This window comes from Streptomyces sp. NPDC058864, assembly GCF_042742985.1.
Classification (GTDB): Bacteria; Actinomycetota; Actinomycetes; order Streptomycetales; family Streptomycetaceae; genus Actinacidiphila.
In genome coordinates this window covers 173,473-194,365 of sequence record NZ_JBHYMQ010000004.1, presented here as the reverse complement: position 1 = coordinate 194,365, position 20,893 = coordinate 173,473, and the positions used below count along the sequence as shown (strand labels likewise).

Annotated in this window: 15 protein-coding genes; 13 read left to right on the top strand and 2 right to left on the bottom strand. The window is 70.3% G+C overall.

Translation table 11 applies throughout. The annotated features are described in order from the left end of the window. Nucleotides 1-2: 2 nt before the first annotated feature. On the bottom strand, nucleotides 3-1,493 hold the full coding sequence (locus ACFW3D_RS05315) for an AlkA N-terminal domain-containing protein (protein ID WP_500501494.1): 1,491 nt from the start codon (nucleotides 1,491-1,493) through the stop codon (nucleotides 3-5). 134 nt (nucleotides 1,494-1,627) lie between these two features. Here ACFW3D_RS05315 and ACFW3D_RS05310 point away from each other — a divergent pair, with 134 nt between their 5' ends. The 12 genes from ACFW3D_RS05310 (at nucleotide 1,628) to ACFW3D_RS05255 (ending at nucleotide 19,366) form a co-directional block, all read left to right on the top strand. After that, complete coding sequence (locus ACFW3D_RS05310; protein ID WP_500501491.1) at nucleotides 1,628-2,455, top strand: isocitrate lyase/PEP mutase family protein; 828 nt, start codon at nucleotides 1,628-1,630, stop codon at nucleotides 2,453-2,455. A gap of 315 nt (nucleotides 2,456-2,770) precedes the next feature. Further along, a complete protein-coding gene (gene acnA / locus ACFW3D_RS05305; protein ID WP_500501489.1) occupies nucleotides 2,771-5,485 on the top strand; it encodes an aconitate hydratase AcnA in 2,715 nt (904 codons plus the stop codon). Between the two features lie 267 nt (nucleotides 5,486-5,752). Then, entirely contained in the window at nucleotides 5,753-7,147 is a 1,395-nt protein-coding gene (gene ngcE / locus ACFW3D_RS05300; protein ID WP_500501487.1) for an N-acetylglucosamine/diacetylchitobiose ABC transporter substrate-binding protein, read from the top strand. Between the two features lie 102 nt (nucleotides 7,148-7,249). Continuing rightward, nucleotides 7,250-8,182 (top strand): carbohydrate ABC transporter permease, encoded by a 933-nt coding sequence (locus ACFW3D_RS05295; RefSeq protein WP_500501484.1) that lies wholly within the window; start codon nucleotides 7,250-7,252, stop codon nucleotides 8,180-8,182. A 16-nt stretch (nucleotides 8,183-8,198) separates the two neighbouring features. Beyond that, the gene (locus ACFW3D_RS05290; protein WP_500501482.1) at nucleotides 8,199-9,134 is read left to right on the top strand and encodes a carbohydrate ABC transporter permease; all 936 of its coding nucleotides are present in this window, start codon (nucleotides 8,199-8,201) and stop codon (nucleotides 9,132-9,134) included. A gap of 226 nt (nucleotides 9,135-9,360) precedes the next feature. Continuing rightward, complete coding sequence (locus ACFW3D_RS05285) at nucleotides 9,361-10,557, top strand: ROK family transcriptional regulator (protein ID WP_500501479.1); 1,197 nt, start codon at nucleotides 9,361-9,363, stop codon at nucleotides 10,555-10,557. 146 nt (nucleotides 10,558-10,703) lie between these two features. Beyond that, the gene (locus ACFW3D_RS05280) at nucleotides 10,704-11,807 is read left to right on the top strand and encodes a sugar ABC transporter substrate-binding protein (RefSeq protein WP_500501476.1); all 1,104 of its coding nucleotides are present in this window, start codon (nucleotides 10,704-10,706) and stop codon (nucleotides 11,805-11,807) included. Between the two features lie 187 nt (nucleotides 11,808-11,994). Continuing rightward, nucleotides 11,995-12,783, top strand: a complete 789-nt coding sequence (locus ACFW3D_RS05275) for an ATP-binding cassette domain-containing protein (RefSeq protein WP_500501686.1) — start codon at nucleotides 11,995-11,997, stop codon at nucleotides 12,781-12,783. Next, entirely contained in the window at nucleotides 12,780-14,078 is a 1,299-nt protein-coding gene (locus ACFW3D_RS05270) for a sugar ABC transporter permease (RefSeq protein ID WP_500501475.1), read from the top strand. Before ACFW3D_RS05275 ends, ACFW3D_RS05270 begins: the two co-directional genes overlap by 4 nt. Before the next feature lie 136 nt (nucleotides 14,079-14,214). Further along, the gene (dxs, locus tag ACFW3D_RS05265) at nucleotides 14,215-16,143 is read left to right on the top strand and encodes a 1-deoxy-D-xylulose-5-phosphate synthase (RefSeq protein WP_500501473.1); all 1,929 of its coding nucleotides are present in this window, start codon (nucleotides 14,215-14,217) and stop codon (nucleotides 16,141-16,143) included. A gap of 147 nt (nucleotides 16,144-16,290) precedes the next feature. Then, complete coding sequence (locus tag ACFW3D_RS05260; protein ID WP_500501471.1) at nucleotides 16,291-17,802, top strand: amino acid permease; 1,512 nt, start codon at nucleotides 16,291-16,293, stop codon at nucleotides 17,800-17,802. A gap of 37 nt (nucleotides 17,803-17,839) precedes the next feature. Next, nucleotides 17,840-19,366 carry a glycosyltransferase family 39 protein gene (locus tag ACFW3D_RS05255; RefSeq protein ID WP_500501469.1) on the top strand — a complete coding sequence of 509 codons (1,527 nt, stop codon included), beginning with the start codon at nucleotides 17,840-17,842 and terminating at the stop codon, nucleotides 19,364-19,366. A gap of 154 nt (nucleotides 19,367-19,520) precedes the next feature. Here the strand turns inward: ACFW3D_RS05255 and ACFW3D_RS05250 are convergent, their stop codons facing one another. After that, nucleotides 19,521-19,928, bottom strand: a complete 408-nt coding sequence (locus ACFW3D_RS05250) for an NTP pyrophosphohydrolase (RefSeq protein WP_500501467.1) — start codon at nucleotides 19,926-19,928, stop codon at nucleotides 19,521-19,523. A gap of 210 nt (nucleotides 19,929-20,138) precedes the next feature. Here ACFW3D_RS05250 and ACFW3D_RS05245 point away from each other — a divergent pair, with 210 nt between their 5' ends. Beyond that, nucleotides 20,139-20,876: a DsbA family protein gene (locus ACFW3D_RS05245; protein WP_500501464.1), complete on the top strand. Its 738-nt coding sequence runs from the start codon at nucleotides 20,139-20,141 to the stop codon at nucleotides 20,874-20,876. Nucleotides 20,877-20,893: the final 17 nt, after the last annotated feature.

Genomic DNA, 20,893 nt, shown 5'->3' with positions numbered 1-20,893 from the left:
CCTCAGGCCGGGTCGGCGGGCAGGACGTTGACGGGGTGGTCGCCGGTGGCCCACAGGTGCTGCACGGCGTACGCGCGCCACGGCCGCCAGGCGGCGGCACGCCGGACAAGGGCCGCGGGGGTCGTCGGGAGGCCGAGTTTTTCCGCGGCCAGCCGTACGCCCAAATCGGTGGCCGGGAAGGCGTCCGGGTCGCCGAGCGCCCGCATCGCGAGCACCTCGACCGACCACGGACCGAGACCCGGGAGCGCCGCGAGCTGCCGCCGCGCCTTCTCCCAGTCGCTGCCGACGTCCAGGTCCAGGCCCCCTTCGGTGAGCGCGGCGACCAGGGCGGCCAGGGTGGCCCGCCGGGTGCGGGGCATCGCCAGGGACCCCGGGTCCAGGCTCGTGAGCGCCCACGGCGAGGGGAACAGGTGGGTCAGCCCGCCCCCGGGGTCGGCGACGGGATCGCCGTGCGCCGTCACCAGCCGGCCGGCCAGCGTGCGCGCCGCGGCGGTCGACACCTGCTGCCCGAGCACCACGCGCACCGCGAACTCGGGCCCGTCCACCGTGCGCGGCACCCGGCGCCCGGGGTTCTTGTCCACGTACGGCGCGAGCAGCGGGTCCTCCCGGAGCAGCCCGTCGACGGCGACCGGGTCGGCGTCCAGGTCGAGCAGCCACCGGCAGCGGCTGATCGCGTGCGACAGGTCCCGCCAGTCGGTGAGCGAGAGCCGGCAGGCGACGTGGTCGGGCTCGGGCCGCAGGGCCACGATCCCGTGGCCGTGGGGCAGCCGCAGTGTGCGGCGGTACGCACCCTCCCGCCACTCCTCCACGCCCGGCACGGCGGTCGCGGCCAGGTGCCCGAAGAGGTTGCCGGGGCACAGCGGCGCCCGGAAGGGCAGCCGCAGCGTCAGCGAGCCCGACACGTCGGCGGCGGGGACGGAGTGCCTTCCTCGGGCCGCCCTCGTCCGCAGCTCGCTCGGGGTGAGCGCGAAGACCTCGCGCACGGTGTCGTTGAAGGTGCGGATGCTGCTGAAACCGGCGGCGAAGGCGACGTCGCCCATGGGCAGCGCCGAGGTCTCGATCAGCAGGCGGGCGGTCTGCGCCCGCTGCGCACGGGCCAGGGCGAGCGGCCCGGCCCCGAGCTCGGCCCGCAGCTGGCGTTCGACCTGCCGTGTGCTGTAGCCGAGACGCCTCGCGAGCCCCGGCACGCCGTCCCGGTCGACGACCCCGTCGGCGATCAGACGCATGGCGCGGGCCACCAGGTCCACCCGCTCGTTCCACCGCGGGGAACCGGGGGCGGCGTCGGGACGGCAGCGCTTGCACGCGCGGAAGCCGGCCTGCTGGGCGGCGGCCGCGCTCGGGTAGAAGGTCATGTTCTGCGGCTTCGGCGGCACCGCGGGGCAGCCGGGCCGGCAGTAGATGCGGGTGGTCAGCACCGCGGTGAAGAACCACCCGTCGAAACGGGAGTCCTTCGACTGCACGGCGCGCACACAGCGCTCGAAGTCCTCATGCACATCCCCCAGCATCCGTGGCCCGCACGGGCCGGGGCTAGCGAGAAACCGACATGGACGTACGGGGCGGCGGCCCGGGACGTACGTGTCGGAAATCCGCCGGACCCCGTCCCCCGGCCGGTGATGGACTGCGCTCCGTGATCAGCGAACTCAAGGCCAAGGCCGAACTCTTCCGCTCCCTCCACGTCCCCGGGCGCCCGCTGCTGCTGGCCAATGCCTGGGACGCCGCCAGTGCCCGCGTCGCCGAGCGCGCCGGGGCCGCCGCCGTCGCCACCACCAGTTCCGGCGTCTCCTGGACCCTGGGCACCGCGGACGGCGACCACGTCGACCGCGGCCTCGCCCTGGAGCTGACCGCGCGGGTCGCCGCGGCCGTCTCCGTCCCCGTCAGCGCCGACGTCGAGGGCGGCTACGCGGCCGACCCCGAGGGCGTCGCGGAGACGGTGCGGGCGGTGCTCGCCGCGGGCGCGGTCGGCATCAACATCGAGGACTCCCACGACGGCGGCCCGGCCCCGCTGCGCGACGCGGACGACCAGGCCGCCCGCATCGCCGCCGCCCGCCGCGCCGCCGACGAGGCGGGGGTGCCGCTGTTCGTCCACGCCCGCACCGACACCTACCTGCGGGGCGCCGGCGACCTGGGGGAGACCCTGGAGCGCGCCGCCGGCTACCTCGCTGCGGGTGCCGACGGCGTCTTCGTGCCCGGCGTGACCGACCCGGCCGTCGTCGGCGCGCTGGCCCGGGGCATCGACGCCCCCGTCGGCATCCTCGCCGGCCCCGGAGCGCCGCCGGTGTCCGTACTGGCCTCCGCGGGCGCCGCGCGGGTCAGCCTCGGCAGCGCGGTCGCCGAGGCCGCCTACGCCCTCGTCGACCGCGCCGCCCGCGAACTGCTCGCCACCGGCACGTACGCCGCGGTCGCGGGCGGCATCCCCTGGGGCGAGCTCAATTCCCTGATGCTCCCGGAGGCGTGAGGACGGGGTTCTCGCGGCCCGCGTCGGCGTGACGCTCGGTGACCGGGCCGAACCTCACGCCCTCGTGGACGAAGCCCGGGCGGCACTGCGGCGCGCCCGGGCGCGGGAAGGGGCGTTATGCCGCACACAGGCGGCCCAGCGCATGACCCGGCAGCGGTGATGTATTAGAGTTATCTCGACATCGAGATATCTGCCGAGGCGCACCGCTGCCGCCAGAAGTAAGGCTCACCTTACTTAGCCTTACCTTAGCGGATCGGCCAGGGGCCGAAGCGGCAGCATTGCGGTGGTACGCGCAAAGTTACGAAGGAGACTGTCGTGTCGGCGAACAGCTTCGACGCCCGCAGCACCCTGCAGGTGGGCGACGAGTCGTACGAGATCTTCCGGCTGGACAAGGTCGAGGGCGCCGCGCGCCTCCCTTACAGCCTGAAGGTGCTGCTGGAGAACCTGCTCCGCACCGAGGACGGCGCGAACATCACCGCCGACCACATCCGCGCGCTCGGCGGCTGGGACTCCCAGGCCCAGCCGAGCCAGGAGATCCAGTTCACGCCGGCCCGCGTGATCATGCAGGACTTCACCGGTGTGCCGTGCGTGGTCGACCTCGCCACCATGCGCGAGGCCGTCAAGGAGCTGGGCGGCGACCCGTCCCGCATCAACCCGCTGGCCCCGGCCGAGCTGGTCATCGACCACTCCGTCATCGCCGACAAGTTCGGCACCCCGGACTCCTTCGCGCAGAACGTGGAGCTGGAGTACGGCCGCAACAAGGAGCGCTACCAGTTCCTGCGCTGGGGCCAGACCGCGTTCGACGAGTTCAAGGTCGTCCCGCCGGGCACCGGCATCGTCCACCAGGTGAACATCGAGCACCTGGCCCGCACGGTGATGGTCCGGAACGGCCAGGCGTACCCCGACACCCTCGTCGGCACCGACTCGCACACCACCATGGTCAACGGCCTCGGCGTCCTCGGCTGGGGCGTCGGCGGCATCGAGGCCGAGGCCGCGATGCTCGGCCAGCCGGTCTCCATGCTGATCCCGCGCGTCGTCGGCTTCAAGCTGACCGGCGAGCTCCCCACCGGCACGACCGCGACCGACCTGGTGCTGACCATCACCGAGATGCTGCGCAAGCACGGTGTCGTCGGCAAGTTCGTCGAGTTCTACGGCGAGGGCGTCTCCGCCACCTCGCTCGCCAACCGCGCCACCATCGGCAACATGTCGCCGGAGTTCGGTTCCACCGCGGCGATCTTCCCGATCGATGCCGAGACCATTAACTACCTGAAGCTGACCGGCCGTTCGGAGCAGCAGCTCGCGCTCGTCGAGGCGTACGCCAAGGAGCAGGGCCTCTGGCTGGACCCGGCCGCCGAGCCGGACTTCTCCGAGAAGCTGGAGCTCGACCTCTCCACGGTCGTACCCTCCATCGCCGGCCCCAAGCGTCCGCAGGACCGCATCGTCCTCGCCAACGCCGCCGAGCAGTTCGCGAGCGACGTCCGCAACTACGTGGACGACGCCGACGAGGCGGGCAAGGAGTCCTTCCCGGCCTCCGACGCCCCGGCCGCCAGCAACGGCATCCCGACCCGCCCGACCGTGGTCACCGCCCCCGACGGCTCGACCTACGAGATCGACCACGGCGCCGTCACCGTCGCCGCGATCACCTCCTGCACCAACACCTCGAACCCGTACGTCATGGTCGCCGCCGCCCTGGTGGCCAAGAAGGCGGTCGAGAAGGGCCTGACCCGCAAGCCGTGGGTGAAGACCACCCTGGCCCCGGGCTCCAAGGTCGTCATGGACTACTACGACCGGGCCGGCCTCACCCCGTACCTCGACAAGATGGGCTTCAACCTCGTCGGCTACGGCTGCACCACCTGCATCGGCAACTCCGGCCCGCTGCCGGACGAGGTCTCCAAGGCCGTCAACGAGCACGACCTGGCCGTCACCTCGGTGCTGTCGGGCAACCGCAACTTCGAGGGCCGGATCAACCCGGACGTCAAGATGAACTACCTGGCGTCCCCGCCGCTGGTCGTCGCGTACGCCATCGCCGGCTCGATGAAGGTGGACGTCACCAAGGACGCCATCGGCACCGACACCGACGGCAAGCCGGTCTTCCTGCAGGACATCTGGCCCTCCGAGCAGGAGGTCAACGAGGTCGTCGCCTCCGCGATCGGCCAGGACATGTTCAGCACCTCCTACCAGGACGTCTTCGCCGGCGACGCCCAGTGGCAGTCGCTGCCGATCCCGACCGGCAACACCTTCGAGTGGGACCCGCAGTCGACCTACGTCCGCAAGCCCCCGTACTTCGAGGGCATGGCCATGGAGCCGGCCCCGGTCACCGACATCGCCGGTGCCCGCGTGCTGGCGAAGCTGGGCGACTCGGTCACCACCGACCACATCTCCCCGGCCGGTGCGATCAAGGCCGACACCCCGGCCGGCCAGTACCTCACCGAGCACGGTGTGGAGCGCCGCGACTTCAACTCCTACGGCTCCCGCCGCGGCAACCACGAGGTCATGATCCGCGGCACCTTCGCCAACATCCGCCTGCGCAACCAGATCGCGCCGGGCACCGAGGGCGGCTTCACCCGCGACTTCACGCAGGAGGGCGGCCCGGTCTCCTTCATCTACGACGCGTCGCAGAACTACCAGGCCGCCGGCACCCCGCTGGTCGTCCTGGCGGGCAAGGAGTACGGCTCCGGCTCCTCCCGCGACTGGGCCGCGAAGGGCACCGCGCTGCTGGGCGTCAAGGCCGTCATCGCCGAGTCATACGAGCGCATCCACCGCTCCAACCTGATCGGCATGGGCGTGCTGCCGCTGCAGTTCCCCGAGGGCGCCTCGGCGGACTCGCTGGGCCTGACCGGTGAGGAGACCTTCTCGTTCTCCGGCGTCACCGAGCTCAACGACGGCACCACCCCGCGCACCGTCAAGGTGACGACCGACAGCGGCGTGGAGTTCGACGCCGTGGTCCGCATCGACACCCCCGGTGAGGCGGACTACTACCGCAACGGCGGCATCATGCAGTACGTCCTGCGCTCCCTGATCCGTAAGTAGGGATCACGGCCGCCGGGCACGACGGAACGGGCCCGCACCCCTGCCGGGGGTGCGGGCCCTTTCGCGTTACCGGCAGGTCTCAACTAGGGAAAGCTGTCCGTCAAAAGCGCGCATGACCTTGCCCACCTCGCGGGAAGTGGACTATACCTGTCGGCGTCCAGGAGGCCCGCTGAACGCGGGCTTGCGCGGGGGGAACAACGGGTGCGTGGCCCGTGCACAGATTCAACTCCGCACCGCATGGGTCCTGGAGAAGGTGAGGACTTGAGCATGAGATCCGACGTCAACCGGCGTGATCTGATCAAGCGGGCGGCAGCGGTGGGCCTGTTGGCCGCTCCCGCCGCGGGTCTGCTGAGTGCCTGTGCGTCCAGCGGCGGCGGCAACGACAAGGGCACGGCGAAGGGCGAGAAGTCCAAGGACAACCCGTTCGGCGTGGCCAACGACGCCCCTCTGGACGTCGTGATCTTCAAGGGCGGCTACGGCGACGCGTACGCCATCGAGTTCGAGAAGATCTACAAGAAGAAGTTCACCGGGTCGAAGGTCAGTCACCTCGGCACCCAGGAGATCACCGGCAAGCTCCAGCCCCGCTTCAACGCCGGCAACCCGCCGGACGTCGTCGACGACTCCGGCGCCCAGCAGATCAAGCTGGACGTGCTCTACAAGAGCGGCCAGCTCACCGACCTCACCCCGCTCCTCGACGCGCCCTACATCGACGACCCGAGCAAGAAGATCAGGGACGTCCTGCAGCCCGGCACCGTCGAGATCGGCAGCTTCGACGACGGCAAGATGTACCAGCTCTCGTACATCTACACCGTCTGGGGCCTGTGGTACTCCGGCAAGCTCTTCAAGGAGAAGGGCTGGACCGCGCCGAAGACCTGGGCCGACTTCATGTCGCTGTGCGAGGAGATCAAGAAGTCCGGCATCGCGCCCTTCTGCCACCAGGGCAAGTACCCGTACTACATCAACATCGTGGTCATGGACCTCATCGCCAAGCACGGCGGTCCGGACCTGGTGAAGCGGATCGACGAGCTGGACGCGACCGTCTGGGACGAGCCCGCCGCCAAGGCGGCCGTCGAGGCCGTCTACCAGATCGCCGACAAGGGCTACCTGCTCCCCGGCACCAACGGCATGACCCACATCGAGTCGCAGACCGCCTGGAACGAGGGCAAGGCCGCCTTCATCCCCTGCGGTTCGTGGCTGGAGAACGAGCAGCTGAAGGCCACGCCCTCGGACTTCGAGATGACCTTCATGCCGATCCCCTCGCTGGACGGCGACAAGCTGCCCTACGAGGCGATCCGGGCCGGTGCCGGTGAGCCCTTCATCGTCCCGAAGAAGGCCAAGAACCAGGCCGGCGGCCTGGAGTTCCTGCGGATGATGCTCACCAAGGAAGCCTCGAGCAAGTTCGCCCAGACGGCCAACTCGCTGACCGTGCTCAAGGACGGCGTCGGCTCCGACGTCCAGCTGCGCCCGGGCACCAAGTCCACCGTCACCGCGCTCACCGCGGCCGGCAGCAACGTCTTCAACTACAACTACATCAACACGCAGAGCGCCTTCGACACGGACGTGCAGAACGCCAGTGCCGAGCTGATGGCCAAGCGCATCAAGCCCGCCGACTGGCTGAAGCGGGTCAAGGCGGCGGCCGAGAAGGCCAAGAAGGGCTCTTAGTTCCGACCGGCCCTTGCGCACCGGGGCCCCGGTGCCCCCTGATGGTCCGGGGGGCGTTCGGGGCCCCGGTGCGACGGTCTACCCGATGGCAGGAGCAGCGCCATGCGTTACCGCAAGTACCCGTTCATCGCGGGATTCCTCTTCATTCCGGTCGTGCTCTACGTCGTCTTCGTGATCTGGCCGTACCTCCAGACGTTCGGGTATTCCCTGACGGACTGGTCCGGGCAGTCCCAGGAGATGAACTTCGTCGGCCTGGAGAACTACACGAAGCTCTTCGGGGATCACGTCTTCCTGCAGGCGCTCAAGCACAATCTGCTGCTGCTGGTCTTCCTGCCGGTGATCACGATCCTGCTGGCGCTCTTCTTCGCCTTCATGCTCAACGTGGGCGGCCGCGGCGGCACCACGGGCGTCCGGGGAGTGCGCGGATCCGCCTTCTACAAGGTGGTCTTCTTCTTCCCGCAGGTGCTTTCGGTCGCCATTCTCGTCGTGCTCTTCCAGGCGGTCTACCGCAGCGACGGCAGCGGCCTGCTGAACGGCATCCTGATCAAACTGCACCTCGAGGACCCGAGCGCCCCGATCGAATGGCTGAACAGCCCCAACCTGGTGATGTGGTGCCTGCTCGGGGTGCAGATCTGGGCCGGTGTCGGTTTCTACCTGGTGCTGTTCTCGGCGGCCATGCAGTCCATTCCCAAGGACATCTACGAGGCCGCGCTGCTGGACGGTGCCGGCCGCCTGCAGACCTTCTTCAAGGTGACGCTCCCCCTGCTGTGGGACAGCGTGCAGACGGCCTGGGTGTACCTCGCGATCGCCGCGATGGACTTCTTCGTGCTGGCCTCGGTCCTCACGCCGGGAACGAATTTCGGCGGCGGTCCCGACTACCACGGTGAGGTCATGGCGACCTACCTGATGCGCAACTTCCTCACCTTCGGAAAGAGCGGCTACGCCTGTGCCATGGGCGTCGTCATCCTCTTCCTCACCCTGATCCTTTCCGCCATCGCGCTGCGGGTCTCCCGCCGCGATCGCATCGAGTTCTGAGCGGGGAGCGCATCCCATGGCCACTCCCATCAAGCAGCCCACTCCGGTACCGGTCTTCAAGGGGCAGCCCACCATCATCGGCAGCAAGAAGACGGACCGGGAGCGTTTCGCCGACGGCGGTGCGAAGCTCAACGTCTTCTCGCACGGCTTCCTCGTCCTGTGGGGCGTGATGATCCTCCTGCCACTGGCGTGGATCGTCCTCGGCTCCTTCAAGAACAATTCGGAGATCGGCGCGAGCGCCTGGTCCTGGCCCTCGCAGTGGTCCTTCGACGCGTTCTCCCGGGCCTGGGAGAAGGGCATCGGCGATTTCTTCGTCAACACCGTGATCGTGATGGTGTTCTCGGTGCCGCTGACCATGCTGCTGGGCTCGATGACCGCGTACGTGCTGGCGCGCTACGAGTTCCCCGGCAACCGGATCATCTTCTACCTGTTCGTCGGCGGGGCGATGTTCCCGGTGTACCTCGCCCTGGTGCCGCTGTTCTTCATGGTCAGCAACCTGGGCATGCTCAACACGTACCAGGGCCTGATCCTGGTCTACGTCGCCTATTCGCTGCCCTTCACCGTCTTCTTCATGCATTCCTTCTTCAGGACCCTGCCCACGGCGGTGCACGAGGCGGCCATGATCGACGGCTGCTCCCATTCCCGGGCCTTCTTCCAGGTGATGCTGCCGATGGCGAAGCCGGGCCTGATCAGCGTGGGCATCTTCAACGTGCTGGGCCAGTGGAACCAGTACATCCTGCCGATGACCCTCATGCAGCAGCAGTCCAGCAGCGACCCGGACCGTTCGATGCTGGCCCAGGGCCTGGTGAACCTGGCACAGCAGCAGGGGTACTCCGGTGACTACCCGGCGCTCTTCGCGGGCATGACGATCGCGATGCTGCCGGTGCTCGTCGTCTACCTCTCCTTCCAGCGGCAGGTGCAGGCGGGTCTGACGGCCGGCACCCTGAAGTAACCGGACGATCACTCCACGTGGCCGCCGTCCGGTCGTCCGGACGGCGGAGCGGAAGCGGTCCCGCCGTATGCGGGGCCGCTTCTGGATTTTTCGGGCATTACGTCAGCGGTCTGGTTCTGCCCCTTGACGGGAAGCGAGCCTAAAGGCTTGCTTAGAGTTCACATGTTGTAGACGACGGGGTCTCATCGGCGTGGCTCCCGTCCGGTTCGGCAGGAGTGGAATGGTCGTGGAGACTCCGGGATCCCAGTCGTCGCTGCACCGGGCCAACCTCGAGCGGGTGGTCCGGGCCGTACGCCTTGCGGGTTCGCTGACGCAGGCGGAGATCGCCCGTACGACGGGGCTGTCCGCCGCGACGGTCTCCAACATCGTCCGCGAACTGCGCGACAACGGGACGGTACAGGTCACCCCCACCTCCTCGGGAGGGCGGCGGGCCCGCGCGGTGGCGCTGTCCGGCGACGCCGGCGTCGTCGTGGGCGTCGACTTCGGGCACTCCCACCTGCGGGTCGCGGTCGGCAACCTGGCCCACCAGGTGCTCGCCGAGCAGTCCGAGCCGATCGACGTGGACGCCTCGGCCTCCGAGGGCTTCGACCGGGCCGAGCAACTGGTCGCGCGGCTGATCGAGTCCAGCGGCATCGACGCGGACAAGGTGATCGGCGTCGGCCTCGGCGTCCCGGGCCCGATCGACGTCGAGAGCGGCGCGCTGGGGTCCACCGCCATCCTGCCGGGGTGGGGCGGCATCAACCCGCGCCAGGAGCTCGCCGAGCGGCTGCGCATGCCGGTCCAGGTGGACAACGACGCCAACCTCGGGGCCCTCGGCGAGCTGGTCTGGGGCGGCGGCCGCGGCGTGAAGGACCTGGCGTACATCAAGGTGGCCAGCGGCGTGGGCGCCGGGCTGGTGATCGACGGCCGCATCTACCGCGGCCCCGGCGGCACCGCGGGGGAGATCGGCCACATCACGCTGGACGAGTCCGGCCCGGTCTGCCGCTGCGGCAACCGCGGCTGCCTGGAGACCTTCACCGCCGCCCGCTACGTGCTGGATCTGCTGCGCGGCAGCCACGGCCCCGACCTCACCCTGGCACGCATGGTGCAACTGGGCCGCGAGGGCGACCCGGGCTGCCGCCGGGTCATCGCGGACGTCGGCCGGCACATCGGCATGGGCGTCGCCAGCCTCGCCAATCTCCTGAACCCGAGCCGGGTGGTGCTCGGCGGTGACCTCGCGGAGGCCGGTGAGCTGGTCCTGGCGCCGATCAGGGAGTCGGTGGCGCGGTACGCGATCCCCAGCGCCGCCCGCCGCCTCTCGGTCGTCTCCGGGGGCCTGGGGGCCCGCGCGGAGGTGCTGGGAGCGCTGGCGCTGGCCCTCAGCGAGGTGGGCGATTCATCCCTTTTGGATGCTAATGTTCCGGCAGCGATTGCTGTGCCGTAGAGATCACTCTGCGTTCATCTAGATAACGAAACGCACCGTTGCCATCTCGTTAAGTATTTACTTCTTGACGTCAAGGCTGTAGCCGAGTTGACTCACGCTCACCTCGGCCGCAGTCTCTTGCGGCCCTGTCAGGGAGGCAACCCCACATGAACGCAATGATGCGTCGCGTCGTGATCGGCACCGCGGCCGTCTCCATGGCCCTTTCCGTTGCTGCGTGCGGCAAGGCCGGCGACGACAAGGCGGACGGCGGCAGCAGCAGCGCCGGCAGCAAGAGCAAGACCATCGGTCTGCTGCTCCCCGACAGCGTCACCGCGCGCTACGACAAGTTCGACAAGCCGCTGTTCGAGGCCAAGGTCAAGGAGCTGTGCGCCGACTGCGACGTACAGTACGCGAACGCCGCGGGTGACTCCGGCAAGCAGGCCCAGCAGGTCTCCACCATGATCACCAAGGGTGTCAAGGTGATCGTGATCAGCGCCCAGGACGCCGCTGCCATCAAGACCTCCGTCCAGGCCGCCGTCGACAAGGGCATCAAGGTCATCGCCTACGACCGCCTCGCCCAGGGCCCGGTCTCCGCGTACGTCTCCTTCGACAACGAGAAGGTCGGCGAGCTGCAGGGCCAGGCGCTGCTCGACTCGCTCGGCGCCAAGGCCAAGCCGTCGGCGAACGTCGTCATGATCAACGGTGACGACGCCGACCCGAACGCCGCGATGTTCAAGGCGGGTGCCCACAAGGTGCTCGACGGCAAGGTCAAGATCGCCTACGAGCAGAGCGGTCTGTGGAAGGACACCGTCGCCAACCAGAAGATGACGGCGGCCATCACGCAGCTCAAGGCCAAGAACATCGCGGGCGTCTACGCCGCCAACGACGGCATGGCCGGCGGCATCGCCACCGCCCTCAAGGGCGCCGGCATCAGCGGCATCCCGCTGACCGGTCAGGACGCCGAACTCGCGGGCATCCAGCGGATCATCGCGGGCACCCAGTCGAGCACCGTCTACAAGGCGTTCAAGCCCGAGGCCGACGCCGCCGCCCAGCTCGCGGTGAACCTGATCGAGGGCAAGGACATCGCCTCCCTGGCCACCACCTCGCTGACCAGCGGCTCCGGTGACAAGGTCCCGTCCCAGCTGCTGACCCCGGTCTCGGTGACCAAGGCCAACGTCAAGGACACGGTCATCGCCGACAAGCTGTACACGGTCGAGGAGATCTGCACGGCCGAGTTCGCCAAGGCCTGCAAGGCCGCCGGCATCCAGTAACACGGCAGGCACTCCCCGAGGAGGCCGCCACGCGAACCTGTCCGGTGCCCGCCCCGTCCAACAGACCCCGCTGACGGGGCGGGCGCCGGACAGACAGTCCGCTCCCGTTCATGTAAAGCTGTGCAGTTTGCACAAAACTCCGCGCCCCTCCAAGCGCGGCATCCCCGCCGGTCAGGCGGCGAAGGAGATGGTTCACGTGTCCGCTACGCCCGTGCTGGCGTTGCGCGGAGTCTCCAAGCGATTCGGTGCGGTCCAGGCACTCACCGATGTCGACCTGGAGGTCCACGCCGGTGAGGTCGTCGCGCTCGTCGGCGACAACGGCGCAGGTAAGTCGACCCTGGTCAAGACGATCGCGGGTGTCCACCCCATCGATGAAGGCGTCATCGAGTGGGAGGGCAATCCGGTCAGCATCAACAAGCCGCACGACGCCCAGGGCTTCGGAATCGCGACGGTCTACCAGGACCTCGCGCTCTGCGACAACCTCGACGTCGTCGCCAACCTCTACCTCGGCCGTGAGATCAAGCGCGCCAGCGTGATCGACGAGGTCACCATGGAGGCGCGGTCCAGGGAGCTGCTGAGCACCCTGTCGATCCGCATCCCCAGCGTCCGCATCCCGATCGCGAGCCTGTCGGGTGGTCAGCGGCAGGTCGTCGCGATCGCCCGCGCCCTGATCGGCGACCCCAAGCTGGTCATCCTCGACGAGCCCACCGCCGCCCTCGGCGTGGAGCAGACGGCCCAGGTGCTCGACCTGGTGGAGCGCCTGCGCCAGCGCGGCCTCGCCGTCATCCTCATCAGCCACAACATGGTGGACGTCAAGGCCGTCGCGGACAAGGTGGCGGTACTGCGGCTCGGACGCAACAACGGTGTGTTCGACGTCAAGAGCACGTCCCAGGAAGAAATCATCTCCGCGATCACGGGCGCCACGGACAACGCCGTGACCCGCCGTCAGGCGCGGCGCACGGAGGATGCAAAGTGAGCGACACGTCGAAGACCGTAAAGCAGGACGCGGTGGCAGCGGTCGAGGACGCGTCCTCGGCTGCGGTGCCCGTGGTCGACCCCCGCCTGCTCGTCCGTGAAGAGGGCTTCAAGGGCTACATCACGGAGTTCAAGCGCAAGGTGCGCGGCGGTGAGCTCGGCTCGCTGCCGGTCATCATCGGCCTGATCATCATCTGGACCGTCTTCCAGACCCAGTCCAGCAACTTCCTTACCGCCGGCAACCTGGCCAACATCGGCTTCTTCCTGGCGGCCACCGGCATGCTCGCCATCGGCCTGGTCTTCGTGCTGCTGCTCGGCGAGATCGACCTGTCGGTGGGTTCGGTCAGCGGTCTGGCGTCCTCGCTCTTCGCGATCCTGGCGACCACCCACGGGATGAACCCGTGGCTCGCCCTGATCCTGACGATCCTGACCGGCATCGTCATCGGTGCCCTGCACGGCTGGTTCTTCGCCAAGATCGGCGTCCCCGCGTTCGTCGTCACCCTCGCCGGCTTCCTCGGCTGGAACGGCCTGATGCTGCAGCTGCTCGGCGACAGCGGAAGCCTCTCCATCCAGGACACGGGCCCGCTGCACATCCTGGGTCAGCAGTCCTTCTTCCTCGACCAGGACATCGCCGGCGCCTACCTGCTGGCGGGCCTGGGCACGGTGGCCATGCTCGCCGGTTCGCTCATCGAGCAGCGCCGCCGTCGTGCCGCCGGCGTCCCCTTCCGGCCCACCAGCGAGATCGCGCTCCGTGTCGGCGCCCTCGCGGTGGTCTCCTTCGTCGTCGCCTACGTGCTGAACCAGGCGAGCGGTGTTCCCAACGCGCTGGTCATCTTCCTGGCGGCCCTGGTCATCACCGACTTCGTGCTCCGCCGCACCTCCTACGGACGCAAGATCTTCGCGGTCGGCGGCGGCATCGAGGCGGCCCGCCGGGCCGGCATCAACGTGGCCATGATCCGTATCTCCGTGTTCGCCATCTCCGGTGCGTTCGCGGCGATCGGCGGTCTGTTCTTCGCCGCCCAGACCTACACCGCCTCGCTCGGCGCGGGTGGCGGCAACTACCTGATGCTGGCCATCGCGGCCGCGGTCATCGGCGGCACCAGCCTCTTCGGCGGCCGCGGCACCGTCTGGTCCGCCCTGCTCGGCATGCTGGTCATCCAGTCCATCCAGACCGGCCTGGACCTGCTCAACATGAACACCGCGCTGCAGTACATGATCACCGCCGCGGTGCTCCTCGCCGCCGTGGTCATCGACTCGGTGTCCCGCAAGAGCCAGAAGGCCGCCGGCCGCGGCTGACGGTTCTCACCGCACCAGTGGCGTGACGTGCCCGGCGCAGGGAAGATCATCCCAGCGCCGGGCACAGGTGTGTGCGGAGCTGAAAACGCGAACACATACACTCGGGTAACCGGCAAGCGACAACAAGGAGGCACGGGTGGCGCTGCTGACCCGTATCAAGGGACCGCGCGACCTCGACCGGCTCAGCCCGGAGCGGCTGGTCGAGCTGGCAGGCGAGATCCGTACCTTCCTGGTCGACGAGGTCTCCAAGACGGGCGGGCACCTGGGGCCGAACCTCGGTGTCGTCGAACTCACCATCGCCCTCCACCGCGTCTTCGACTCGCCGAAGGACAAGGTGCTGTGGGACACCGGACACCAGTCCTACGTCCACAAGCTGCTCACCGGCCGTCAGGACTTCTCCAAGCTCAAGGGCAAGGGAGGCCTGTCCGGCTACCCCTCGCGCGCCGAGTCCGAGCACGACGTCATCGAGAACAGCCACGCCTCCACGGTGCTGGGCTGGGCCGACGGCCTGGCCAAGGCCAACGAGCAGCTCGGCAGGCGCGACCACACCGTCGCCGTCATCGGTGACGGCGCCCTGACCGGCGGCATGGCCTGGGAGGCGCTGAACAACATCGCCGCCGCCAAGGACCGCCCGCTGGTCATCGTCGTCAACGACAACGAGCGCTCCTACGCGCCCACCATCGGCGGCCTGGCCAACCACCTGGCAACCCTGCGCACCACCGACGGCTACGAGCGCTTCCTCACCCGCACCAAGGAGCTGCTGGAGCGCACCCCCGTCATCGGCCAGCCGCTGTACGAGACCCTGCACGGCGCCAAGAAGGGCTTCAAGGACTTCATCGCCCCGCAGGGCATGTTCGAGGACCTGGGCCTGAAGTACGTCGGCCCGATCGACGGCCACGACATCAACGCCCTGGAGTCCGCGCTGCAGCGCGCCAAGCGCTTCGGCGGCCCGGTGATCGTCCACTGCCTGACGGAGAAGGGCCGCGGCTACACCCCCGCCCTGCAGGACGAGGCCGACCGCTTCCACGCCGTCGGCAAGATCCACCCCGACACCGGCCTGCCCATCGCAGCCTCGGGCGCGGACTGGACCTCGGTCTTCGCCGAGGAGATGGTCAAGCTCGGCAAGGAGCGCAAGGACATCGTCGCGATCACCGCGGCGATGCTGCAGCCCGTCGGCCTGGACAAGTTCGCCAAGGCCTTCCCCGAGCGCGTCTACGACGTCGGGATCGCCGAGCAGCACGCCGCCGTGTCGGCGGCGGGTCTGGCGACCGGCGGCCTGCACCCGGTGGTCGCCGTCTACGCGACCTTCCTCAACCGCGCCTTCGACCAGGTGCTGATGGACGTCGCGCTGCACAAGTGCGGTGTCACCTTCGTCCTGGACCGGGCCGGCATCACCGGCACTGACGGCGCCTCGCACAACGGCATGTGGGACATGTCGATCCTCCAGGTCGTCCCCGGTCTGCGGATCGCCGCGCCGCGCGACGCCGACCAGGTGCGCGCCCAGCTCCGCGAGGCCGTGGCGGTCGAGGACGCCCCGACCGTGGTCCGCTACTCCAAGGGCGCGGTCGGCCCGGCGGTCAAGGCGGTCGGCAAGGTCGGCGGCATGGACGTGCTGCGCGCGGCCAAGCCCCAGGACGACGGCGGCAAGCCGGATGTGCTGCTGGTCTCCGTCGGCGCGCTCGCCCCGATGTGCCTGGAGATCGCCGACCTGCTCGACGCGCAGGGCATCACCACCACCGTCGTCGACCCCCGCTGGGTCAAGCCCGTCGACGAGGCCCTGCCCGGTCTCGCGGCCGGCCACCGGGTCGTCGTCACGGTCGAGGACAACGGCCGTGCGGGCGGTGTCGGCTCCGCCGTCTCCCAGGCCCTGCGCGACGCGAACGTGGACGTGCCGCTGCGCGACTTCGGCATCCCGCAGGAGTTCCTCGACCACGCCGGCCGCAAGGAGGTCATGGCCGAGATCGGCCTGACCGCCCCGGACATCGCGCGCCAGGTGACCGGCCTCGTCAGCCGGCTCGAGGGCCGCTACGCCGACGAGCCCGCGCCCCAGGTCGCGGGCGACTGACGGCCGCTCCCCGTCCTCGGCACCACCGGGCCGGGCGACACCCTTACGGGTGATCGCCCGGCCCTTCTGTTGATGTGTAGGCGCGCCAGATCCGGTCACAAGCATCTGCGGATGCTGTGATGCAGGGACAACTGTGGAGGTGCGCCGGTGGACGTGGGCGGTAACGCTACGAAGGGACGGAGCGGCTTCTTCCGTACCAAATCGGTCGAGGATTCCCTGAGGGACACCCAGGAGCCGGAGCACGCGCTCAAGAAGTCGCTGTCCGCCCTCGACCTCACGGTATTCGGCGTCGGTGTCATCATCGGCACCGGCATCTTCGTCCTCACCGGCAAGGTGGCGAAGGAGAACGCGGGCCCGGCGGTCGCCCTGTCCTTCGTCGCCGCCGGCATCGTCTGCGCGCTCGCCGCCCTGTGCTACGCCGAGTTCGCCTCGACCGTGCCGGTGGCCGGGTCCGCGTACACCTTCTCCTTCGCGACCCTCGGCGAACTGCCCGCCTGGATCATCGGCTGGGACCTGGTGCTGGAACTGGCGCTGGGCTCCGCCGTGGTCGCGGTCGGATGGTCGGGGTACGTGCGCTCGATCATGGACAACTGGGGCTGGCACCTGCCCTCGGTGCTGTCCGGGGGTCAGCAGAGCGGCTTCAACTTCGACCTGCTGGCCTTCCTGCTGGTGGCCGTGCTGACCGCCATCCTGGTCGCCGGGATGAAGCTCTCGGCCCGGGTGACCTCCGTGGTGGTCGCCATCAAGCTGACCGTGGTGCTCATCGTGATCGTCGTGGGCGCGTTCTTCATCAAGGGCCACAACTACACGCCGTTCGTCCCGCCCGCCGTACGGTCCGAAGGAGCGGAGGCCGGCATCAAGGCCCCGCTCATCCAGCTGATCTCGGGCTTCACGCCGTCCCAGTTCGGCGTCATGGGCATCTTCACCGCCGCGGCCGTCGTCTTCTTCGCCTACATCGGCTTCGACATCGTCGCCACCGCCGCCGAGGAGACCAAGAACCCGCAGCGGGACGTGCCGCGCGGCATCCTCGGCTCGCTGCTCATCTGCACCGTGCTGTACGTCGCCGTCTCCATCGTCGTCACCGGCATGCAGCACTACTCCCAACTGACGGTGGACGCGCCGCTGGCCGACGCCTTCAAGGCCGTGGGCCACCCCTTCTGGGCCGGACTGATCGCCTTCGGCGCCGTGGTGGGCCTGACGACGGTCTGCATGATCCTGCTGCTCGGGCAGAGCCGGGTCTTCTTCGCGATGAGCCGCGACGGACTGCTGCCGCGCTTCTTCTCCCAGGTGCACCCCACACGGGGCACGCCGTACCGCTCGACGATCCTGCTCGGCGGCATCGTCGCGATCGTCGCCGGCTTCACCACCATCGAGGAACTGGCCGAGCTGGTGAACATCGGCACCCTGTTCGCCTTCGTCGTCGTCGCCATCGGCGTCGTGGTGCTCCGCCGCACCCGTCCCGACCTGCCGCGCTCCTTCCGCACCCCGTTCGTGCCGTGGCTGCCCGCGGTGTCGGTGCTCGCCACGCTGTGGCTGATGCTCAACCTGCCGGCCGAGACCTGGCTGCGGTTCGCCGTCTGGATGGCCATCGGCTGCCTCGTCTACTTCCTGTACGGCTACCGGCACAGCCGGGTGCGCGGACCGGCCCGGCAGGGGTGAGCTGACGCACCAGGAGGGCGCCCGGTACGTTGGGCGCGTGCCGACCCGCCCCGAGACCGCCCGCGCCACCGCGCCCGCGCTCCCGGAACGGCGGGCGGGCGCGATCCCGTCCCGGGCGCGCTCGGCGTTCACCCGGCTCTCGTGGCCCGTGCTGCTCCCGTTGCTGACGCTCGTGGCGGCGCTGGTCCACCTGCCCTCCTTCGTACGTCCGGTCTGGAACCCCGACGAGGGGTTCCTGGCGACCCAGGCGCGTGTACTCGCCTCCGGCGGTGTGCTCTACGACACCGTCGTGGACCGCAAGCCCCCGTTCCTGCCGTGGCTGTACCAGGGCGCGTTCGCGCTCTTCGGCGACGGCTCGCTGTGGCCCCTGCGGGTGGCGGCGGTCGCCGCGCACGTCGTGACGGCGGCGCTGCTGGTCGCCCTCGCCCGGCGCCGCTGGGGCGACCGGTGGGGCGCGGCCGCCGGGTTCGGCTACCTGCTGCTGTCCGTGGGGCTGGCGCCCGAGGACACCCAGGCGGCCACCTTCGAGGTCTTCACCCTGCCGTGGACGGCCGCCGCCGTGCTCTGCGCGGACCGCGGGCGCTGGGGCGCCGCCGGGGTGGCGGTGGCCGGGGCGGCGCTGACCAAGCAGACCGGCGCGGTGGTGCTCCTCCCGGTGGTCTGGATGCTGTGGCGGGCCCGGCAGGGGAGCCCGGCCGCGCGCGCGGGCGCGTGGGGCCGGCTGGCGGCGGGATGCGCGCTGCCCGTTGCGGCCGTGGCCCTGGCGACCGGTGCGGGGCGGTTCGTCTTCTGGACCGTCACCGGGTCCGGCGCCTACATCTCGCCGGAGGGCGCCTGGCTGCTCGCGGCCGGACGGGGGCTCGGCAACGCCGCGATCCTCACGGCGGCCGGGGCGGGGCTCCTGCTGCCGGCCGCCTGGTGCGCCGCGCGCCGGCGGGCCTGCGCCGGGGGCGAGCTGTGGATCTGGCTCGGCGCGTCCGCCGTCGCCGTCGTGGCGGGCTTCCAGTTCTACGGCCACTACTACCTGCAACTGCTGCCGCCGCTCACGCTCGTCGGGGTGGCCGCGCTGCGCCGGCTGCCCGCGTGCGGGCCCGCCCGGAGGGCCGCGGCCGTCTGGACGGTGCTGGCGGCGGCCGTCTTCACCGGCTGGGGCTTCGCGGCCCCGCGCGCCGAACTCGACCACGCCCGGACCGTCGCCGCCGCGATCCGGGACCACACCGGAGAGAACGGGACCGTCCTGGTCTGGGGCATGCACCCGGAGCACTACTGGCTCTCCGGACGCGCACCGGCCGGCCGCTTCCTCACCGCGGGATTCCTCACCAACTTCAGCGGCGGCCGCGGCGGGGCCCGGGTCGGCGAGGAGTACGCCGTGCCGGGCGCCTGGGAAGCCTTCCGCCGGGAGTTCGCCGCGGCGCCGCCTGCCGTCGTCGTCGACGACTCCCGCGGTGCCCCCTACGGCGTGGCGCACGTGCCCGGCCTGCGCCGTCTGCTCGACCGGGGCGGTTACGAGCGCGTCGCCACCGCCGACGGCGCGGTGCTGTACACCCGGCCGGTGCGCGGGTAGGCCCTGTCGTCACGTGCCGTCCCCCGGCCTTCGGTCCGGGGGAGTCGCCGAATCGTCCGAGTACCACGAGGACGACGCTCCGCCCTGCGGTTCACCGCACCCGGGAGCGCCTCCCCGCGGTGGCCGGCGGAGCCCGTTCGACCACACGACCCGGTCAGGGACGTACCGAGCGCGGCCCGGCTACGGCGGCGCCATGGGCGGTCACCCGGCGGCGCAGCTCTCGGTCGGCCGTCACGACCAGGCAGGGCCGCTCCGGGGCCCGGGCCGCGACGAGTTCGGCGACGAGGTCGTCACCGCTGCCCGGCGCCGCCTCGACCCGTACCCCGGGCACGGCGGCCACACCACGGGCCGCGCCCTCGACGACGAGCACGATGTCGAGCGGCGCCCGCCGGGCCCACTCCGGCACGTCCGCCCGCTCGGGCAGCCCGGTCCGCGCCAGGGCGGCGAGGGCGTCCCGCAGGCGCTCCGTCGCCCCGCGCCGGTCCCGCCACCACCCGTCGGGCACGGAGCCCACGGTGTTGGCGGCGTCGACCACGACCAGGGGCGCTGTCCCACCGTTCACCGGCCCACCCTCCCACAACGGGCCGGGGCGGGCGGGGGGTGTGCCGACTCCCGTGGGGCCCTGCCGGTGCCGGCCGGGCACGATCGGCCCTCGGCTCGACCGGTCGCGCGTCCAGCTCCCCCGATGCGGGACGGGCGCCCCGCGCCGTCCCCTCGGCCTGAGGCCCCACCCCCCACGGGGCGTGGTCCCGCACGGTGGTAGAAAGTCCCGGTGAAACAGACGAAGTCCAAGCGCTGGCGGTCCTACGCCGGGACGGTGATCGTCCTGGGTGTGGTGTTCGGGGGTTCGGCCGTCCTCGGGGCGCATGTGCGCAGTGAGAAGCAGCACGAGGTCAAGGCGCCGGCGGGTGCCTCGGGCGAGGAGCAGCTGGCGGTGCCGGTGAAGCCGACGAAGCTGCCGGTGACGCTGACCGTGTACGAGGACCTGCGCAGCCCGGAGTCGAAGGCCTTCGCCTCCGAGTACGCGGACACCCTCGCCAAGCTGGTGGCCACCGGTCAGGTCGAGATCGACTACCGCCTGGTGACCCCGACCGACTCCGTGGACGGCGGCAGCGGCTCCCTGGCCGCGGCCAACGCGGCCGCCTGCGCGCAGGACGTGGGCCGGTTCCAGGAGTACGTCGCCCAGGTGTGGGACGCCCAGCCCGGCGACGCCCAGGACGACCCGTTCACCAGCGACGCGTTCCTGAAGGGCCTGGCGAAGAAGGCCGGCGGCGTGGACGAGACGCACTTCGTCCCGTGCGTCCAGGGCGGGGACCACGACGGGTGGGTGCGGCGCTCCCAGGAGGATTTCGCCGCGGCCGGGTTCACCTCCGCACCGGTCGTGCAGGTGAACGGCGAGACCGTCACCGACCCCGCGGGCGGCGCGTCCGGACTCACTCCGGAGGGTCTGACGCGGCTGGTCGACAAGGCCGTCGCGAAGGTCGTGGACAGCACCACCGCGATCGGCTGACCACACCACCCGCTGTC